Genomic DNA, 6,448 nt, shown 5'->3' on the forward strand with positions numbered 1-6,448 from the left:
CGCTGCAGCGCCCTTCGCGTTTTCGTATGCGGCGACGATCGCATCGAAGCCGATGCGGTCGTCGCGATGCGAGGCATCACCAGCCGGCCAACACCAGCTTGCCGATCGTGCTGCCCGACTCCAGCCGGCGATGGGTTTCGCGCAGGTTCGCCGCGTTGATCGTGCCGATGGTCGCGCTGTGCGTGCCCTTGAGTTCGCCGGCGTCGATCAACTGGGCGACGCGATCGAGGATGCGGCCTTGCTCGATCATGTCGGCGGTCTGGAAGCGCGGCCGGGAGAACATCATTTCCCAATGGATGCCGATGCACTTGGCCTTGTACGGATCGCCGATCTTGAGCGCGCCCGACGGCTCCACGATCAGGCCGACATGGCCCTGCGGTGCGAGCACTTCGCCCAGCACGTCCCAGTAGCGATCGGTGTCGGCCAGGTTCAGCGCGGCGTCGACGTGTTCGAAACCCAGCGCCTTGAGCTGCGGCGCCAGCGGCTGACGGTGGTCGATCACGTGATCGGCGCCCATCTGCTTGCTCCAGTCGATGCTCTCGCCGCGCGAGGCGGTGGCGATCACGGTGAAGCCCGCGCGCTTGGCGAGCTGGATCGCGATCGAACCCACGCCGCCGGCGCCGGCGAGGATCAGCAGCGACTTGCCCTGTCCGCCGTGTTCGGAATCGAACGGCATGCGCTGGAACAGCAGCTCCCACGCGGTGATCGCGGTCAGCGGCAGCGCCGCGGCCTGGGCCGCGCTCAATGAGGCCGGCGCGGCGCCGACGATGCGTTCGTCGACCAGATGCAGTTCGCTGTTGCTGCCCGGACGGGTGATGTCGCCGGCGTAATAGACGCGGTCGCCGACCTTGAAGCGGGTGACGTTTTCGCCGACCGCCTCGACCGTGCCGGCGGCGTCGTAGCCGAGCACGCGCGGCTGCGCTTCGACCTGCGGCTTGGGCGAACGCACCTTGGTGTCGACCGGGTTGACCGAGATCGCTTCCACCCGCACGAGCAGATCATGGCCGCTGGCGACCGGCGCGGGCAGGTCGACATCGAGCAGCGATTGCGGGTCGTCGATCGGCAGGTAATGGGTGAGGGCTACGGCTTTCATTGCGAACTCCAGAGTGCTTGGGGAGGTGAGGCCGGCATCGTGGTGGCGAGGCCGGATTGTGCGAAAACTTGGCGAACGATGATGCGAAGGCGGTTGCATCCGGGCGAGTCGATGCGGTGCATCAGAAATCAGCGCGCGCCGAACAGCACGGCTTCGTCGACCGCCGCGGCCATCGCCCGATAACCCGCGTCGCCCGGGTGCAGACGGTCGCCGGAGTCGTACGCCGGCAGGAAGCGTTGCGGGTGCGACGGATCGCGCGTGATCGCGTCGAAGTCGACCACCGCGTCGAACTCGCCGCTGTCGCGGATCCAGGCGTTGACGGCCTGACGCACCTTGTCCTTGTCGGTGTTGTAGTAATCGTGGATCGGCGCATCCGGCAGCGCGCCTTCGAACGGGGTCAGGGTCGCGCCGACGATGCGCACGCCGTGCACGTGCGCGCGCGCGATCAACTGGCGATAACCGGCGATAAGACGCGGCGCGCTCATCGCTTCGCGCTTGGGTTCGAAACTGCTGCCGGGCCAGCCGATGTCGTTGATGCCCAGCAGCACCAACACGGTGTCGGGTTTCAGGCTCAGCACGTCGCGTTCGAACCGCGCCAATGCGCTCACGCCCATGCCGTCGTGCAAGACCTGGCCGCCGGAAATGCCGGCGTTGAGCACGGCGATGTCGCGCTTGGCCAGACGCTCGGCGAGAAAATCGGGCCAGCGGTGATTACGGTTCGACGTGGACGCGGCGCCGTCGGTGATCGAATCGCCGAGGACCACCACGCTGCGCGTCGGCCGCGCGGATTCGACGTACACGCCGCTGAGGAAGGGCCGCGTTTGCAGCGTGTCGGCGCGCGCGAGCTGCGCGTCGGCGGTGCGATCGCCGGTGACAAGGTACGCATCCTGGCGGCCTTCCCAATGAAAGGTCTGCACCGCGGTGTCGCGCGGCAGGTACAGGCTGACCGCGACTTCGCCGAGCGCGGCGACGTCGAGATCGACCGGATCGCTGAGCACTGGCGCGCCCGGCGGCAACGTCACGCCGGGCTGGCCGCCGAAGCTCAGCACGCGATCGCTGGCCGGGTCGATGCGCGAACCTCCGGTGCTGAGCGCGATCCGGGCCGCGCCGATCGTCACCGGCTGCGCGCCGTAGGCATTCGACAAAGCGATGCGCACGCGTCCGCCGCCGACGCTGACTCGCGCGATCTGGCGCAGGGTCTGGTCGCGCAGATGGGGCGGGGTGGCGGTGGGCAGCACGAAATCGGTGCCCCAGGTGGCTTGGGGGCTGGCGCTCCAGGTGCCGACCCAATGCGTGTCGGTTGCCGAGGCGGGTGCCGACAGGGCCACGGCGAGCGTGGCGGCGGTCAGGGGTTTGAGCAAGGTGGAAGCGTTCATGGGCGGAAACCGGGAAGCGTCGGGGATTCGACGCAGCCACGATGCGTTCTTCCGATATCGCTCGGTAGCAGGCAAAATCGCATAGGCGTCATTCCATTTCGGAATGGGATCGCGGGAGAGCCATGGACACCCTTCGCGGCATGCGCACCTTCGTGCGCGCGGTCGAGCTCGGCAGCCTGTCGGCGGTCGCGCGCGAACTGCAGACCACCCAGCCGACTGTCAGCAAGACCGTCGCCGCGCTGGAACAGGAACTGGGCGTGCGCCTGCTTCAACGCAGCACCACCCATCTCGCGCCGACCGAGCAAGGCCGGCGTTTCTACGAACGCGCGCGCCGGGTGCTGGAGGAATACGGCGAAGCCGTCGCCGATGCGCGCGGGCTTACGGAAACCCCGGCCGGGCTGTTGCGGGTGAGTGCACCGGTCAGCATTGGTGTGTTGCGACTCAATCGGTTGGTGCAGGAATTCCTGGCGACGTATCCGCAGATCGAGATCGAGCTGATCCTTAACGATCGCTATGTCGATCTGGTCGAGGAAGGTATGGACGCGGCGCTGCGGCTCGGCGCGAACCTGCCGCCGAACGCGGTCGCGCGCCGGATCGCGCTGTCGCCGCGCGGACTGGTCGCTTCCCAGGCTTACTTGCGCGCGCATAAGCCGATCGAAACCCCGCGCGACGTGCTGGACCACAACTACCTGCGCTTCGCCTGGGCCAGCGAAAGCGTCGAACTGCAAGGGCCGGACGGCGAAGTGCAGCGCTTGCAGGCGAACGGCCGCTATCGGATCAACAACTCGCTGGGGATACGCGAGAGTTTTCTGATCGGCGCGGGTGTGGGTCTGGCGCCGGCGTGGTTGGTGCAAGACCTGATCGACAGCGGCGAACTGAGCTGGGTATTGCCGCAGTGGCGGGCGTCGGCGCATGAGGTGTATCTGCTGTATCCGGCGCGGCGGTATTTGCCGTTGCGGACGCGGGTGTTTCTGGAGTTCTTGCGCGAGCGATTGGTGGGGTTGCCGGGGTTTGTTGCTGTGCAGTGACAAGCTGTTTTGTGCTGACACGGCAGCATCGCGTACTCCAAGACCGTCATCCCCGCGAAGGCGGGGATCCAGGGCTTCATCGCGACATGACTCTGAAGTCTCTGGATCCCCGCCTTCGCGGGGATGACGAGCAAGAGCAAAGACGTGCATGCGTGCCGGCGCCTGTTGATTGCAGATATCTGTGTAGGGGGCGGTCGTCAGCGAGAGTCGTCGACTCAACGACTCAACGACTCAACGACTCAGCGACTCAACCCGCCGCACACGCCGTTGCCGCAGCGGCGTCGTCAGCATCCGACGCAACCGCATCGCCATGCGTCGCCAACCGCCCCGGCCGATCCAACCGCGCCGCCCACACCGCCAGCACCAAACCTGAGAGCGTCACCAACGCCGCCACCCAAGTTACCGCGCCCAACCCGGGCCCATGCTCGATCACCGCGCCACCCAGCCACGCGCCCAGCGCATTGCCCAGATTGAACGCGCCGATATTCAAACTCGACGCGAGGTTCTGCCCGGCCGGATCGGTCTTCTGCAGCACCCACAATTGCAGCGGCGGCACGGTCGCGAACGCGGCCACGCCGAGCAAACCGACGAAGGCGATCGCGGCGATCGGGTTGTGCAAGGCGAACGTCATCACGCCCAGTACCACCGCCAGCGCGATCAACGTACCGATCAACGCGGGCGTCAGACGCTTGTCGGCCAATCGACCGCCGACGATGTTGCCCAGGATCATGCCGATCCCGAACACCAGCAGGATCGGCGACACCGCCGCCTCGGTGAAACCGCTGATGCGGGTCAAAATCGGCTGGATGAAGGTGTACACGGTGAACACACCGGCGAAGCCGAGCACCGTCATCGCCAGGCCGAGCAGCACCTGCGGATGCACCACCGCCTTGACCTCGCGGCGCAGCGCGACCGGCTCAGGCTTGCTCTTGTCTTTCGGCACCAGCGTGGCGATGACGATCGTCGCGATCACGCCGATCACCGACACCGCCCAGAAGGTCGAACGCCAGCCGTAATGCAGACCCAGCCACGCGCCCGCCGGCACGCCGAGCAAGGTCGCCACGGTCAGGCCGGTGAACATGATCGAGATCGCCGAGGCTTTCTTGTCGGCCGGCACCAGCCCGGTCGCGACCACCGCGCCGACCCCGAAGAAGGTGCCGTGCGCGAGCGAGGTGATCACCCGCGCGATCATCAGCACCGTGTAGTTCGGCGCGATCGCACAGACGATGTTGCCGAGGGTGAAGATGATCATCAGTGCGACCAGCACCGCTTTGCGCGGCATGCGCCCGGTCGCGATGGTCAGCACCGGCGCGCCGACGAACACGCCCAGCGCGTACCCGGAGATCAGCAGGCCGGCCGCGGCCAGCCCGACCTGCAGGTCGGCGGCGACCTGCAGCAGCAGGCCCATGATCACGAACTCGGTGGTGCCGATGCCGAAGGCGCCGACGGTCAGCGCGTACAGCGCGACGGGCAGCCCCTTGCGGGCGGCGGGAGCGGACGATGAAGCGTGCATGCGGGCGCATCCGTGGAAACGATGCGGCAGTCTGGTCCGTTGCATCTTGTAGAAAAACCGCCAAGATGCGGAATCACTATCAACGATTCGTTGAAAGTCCATGGACCGCGTCGACGACCTCAACCTGTTCCTGCGCGTGCTCGACCTCGGCTCGATCAGCGCCGCCGCGCGCAGCCTGGACCTGTCGGTCGCGGTCGCCAGCCAGCGGCTCAAGCGGCTCGAACGCGACCTTGGCGTGCGCCTGCTGCACCGGACCACCCGGCAACTGCACCCCACCGCCGAGGGCATGGCCCTGGCCGAGCGCGGCCGCGCCCTGATCGAGGACCTCGACGCGCTGACCTCGGACCTGCGCCAGGCCGGCAGCGAACCCTCCGGCCTGCTGCGGGTCACCACCTCGGCCTCGTTCGGCCGTCAGTACATCTCGCCGCTGCTGCCCGAATTCCAGCGTCGTTACCCGTTGGTGCGGCTGAGCGTGAACCTCAACGACGAACGCCTGGACCTGATCGCCTCGGGCATGGACCTGGCGATCCGCATCGGCGCACTCGACGACTCGACCCTGGTCGCGCGCAAACTCGCCCACAACCGGCGCGTGCTCGCCGCCTCGCCCGAGTACCTGCGCCAGCGCGTCGCGCCGCGGGTGCCGCAGGACCTCAGCGAGCACGAATGCCTGCTGCTGGTCGGCGCGCAGGGGCGGATGGAGTACTGGCGCTTCCTCGACCGCGACGGTCACGCCAGCACCGTGCGGGTCAACGGCCGGCTCGAAAGCAATTTCGGCGAAGTCCTGCGCGACGCCGCGCTCGCCGGCCTGGGCATCGCCCACTTCTCGACCTGGCACGTCCACGAAGATCTGCGCGCCGGGCGTCTGGTCCAGGTGCTGCCCGATTACGAACTGCCCGACACCGCGATCCACGCGGTGATGCCGCAGCGCCGGTTCGTCCCGTCGCGGGTGCGGGCGTTCGTGGATTTCGTGGCCGAGTCGTTCGGCGAGGTGCCGCCTTGGGAGCGGGGTGGGTAAGGGGGGCGTCCTTACGTACCAGCGGTATCAGCCTGACGGCCGCATGGCGTTTTTGAATTGCGTTTTATTCAGATGCAGATCGGAAGTTGTATTCATGCATCTGGCGCCTGTTCCGCACGAGCGAGTCGCGCTCTCATGGCCTGCCTGTAGGAGCGACGCGAGTCGCGACCGCGTCATCGCGACAACCTCGCGACCCGCGTCGTAGCCGCATTCCCGCGGTCGCGGCTCGCGCCGCTCCTACAGGTAGACCACCTAGCTCAGCTTGAGCTTGAAGCCGCGCAGTTCATCCAGCGCTGCGAAGCATCGAACTCGCGTTAGCAACAGCACACCCGAAGGGCGGCGTGCAGGATNNNNGGGCATCGATCGTGCGGCTCTTGATTCGAAACAGGAACGCCTTTTTCTTTGGTGACTTTCTTTTGTGGC

The 6,448-nt window shown here is 67.0% G+C and carries 5 protein-coding genes; 2 read left to right on the forward strand and 3 right to left on the reverse strand.

All coding sequences use genetic code 11. The features are described 5' to 3' along the window. Positions 1-76 precede the first annotated feature (76 nt). Both ASD86_RS12320 and ASD86_RS12325 read right to left on the reverse strand, forming a co-directional pair. Positions 77-1,093, reverse strand: coding sequence for a zinc-binding alcohol dehydrogenase family protein (locus ASD86_RS12320; RefSeq protein ID WP_056110833.1), 1,017 nt, complete (start codon positions 1,091-1,093; stop codon positions 77-79). Positions 1,094-1,221: 128 nt separating this feature from the next. After that, positions 1,222-2,469 (reverse strand): SGNH/GDSL hydrolase family protein, encoded by a 1,248-nt coding sequence (locus ASD86_RS12325; protein WP_056110835.1) that lies wholly within the window; start codon positions 2,467-2,469, stop codon positions 1,222-1,224. 122 nt (positions 2,470-2,591) lie between these two features. Between ASD86_RS12325 and ASD86_RS12330 the strand changes: the two genes are divergently transcribed. Further along, complete coding sequence (locus ASD86_RS12330) at positions 2,592-3,497, forward strand: LysR family transcriptional regulator (RefSeq protein ID WP_056110837.1); 906 nt, start codon at positions 2,592-2,594, stop codon at positions 3,495-3,497. A 247-nt stretch (positions 3,498-3,744) separates the two neighbouring features. Here the strand turns inward: ASD86_RS12330 and ASD86_RS12335 are convergent, their stop codons facing one another. Continuing rightward, positions 3,745-5,010, reverse strand: coding sequence for an MFS transporter (locus ASD86_RS12335; protein WP_200957248.1), 1,266 nt, complete (start codon positions 5,008-5,010; stop codon positions 3,745-3,747). Between the two features lie 100 nt (positions 5,011-5,110). On the opposite strand from ASD86_RS12335, the gene ASD86_RS12340 reads away from it, so the two are divergent. After that, the gene (locus ASD86_RS12340) at positions 5,111-6,025 is read left to right on the forward strand and encodes a LysR family transcriptional regulator (RefSeq protein ID WP_056110838.1); all 915 of its coding nucleotides are present in this window, start codon (positions 5,111-5,113) and stop codon (positions 6,023-6,025) included. Positions 6,026-6,448 lie beyond the last annotated feature (423 nt).

Source organism: Lysobacter sp. Root690 (assembly GCF_001427785.1).
GTDB lineage: Bacteria > Pseudomonadota > Gammaproteobacteria > Xanthomonadales > Xanthomonadaceae > Lysobacter.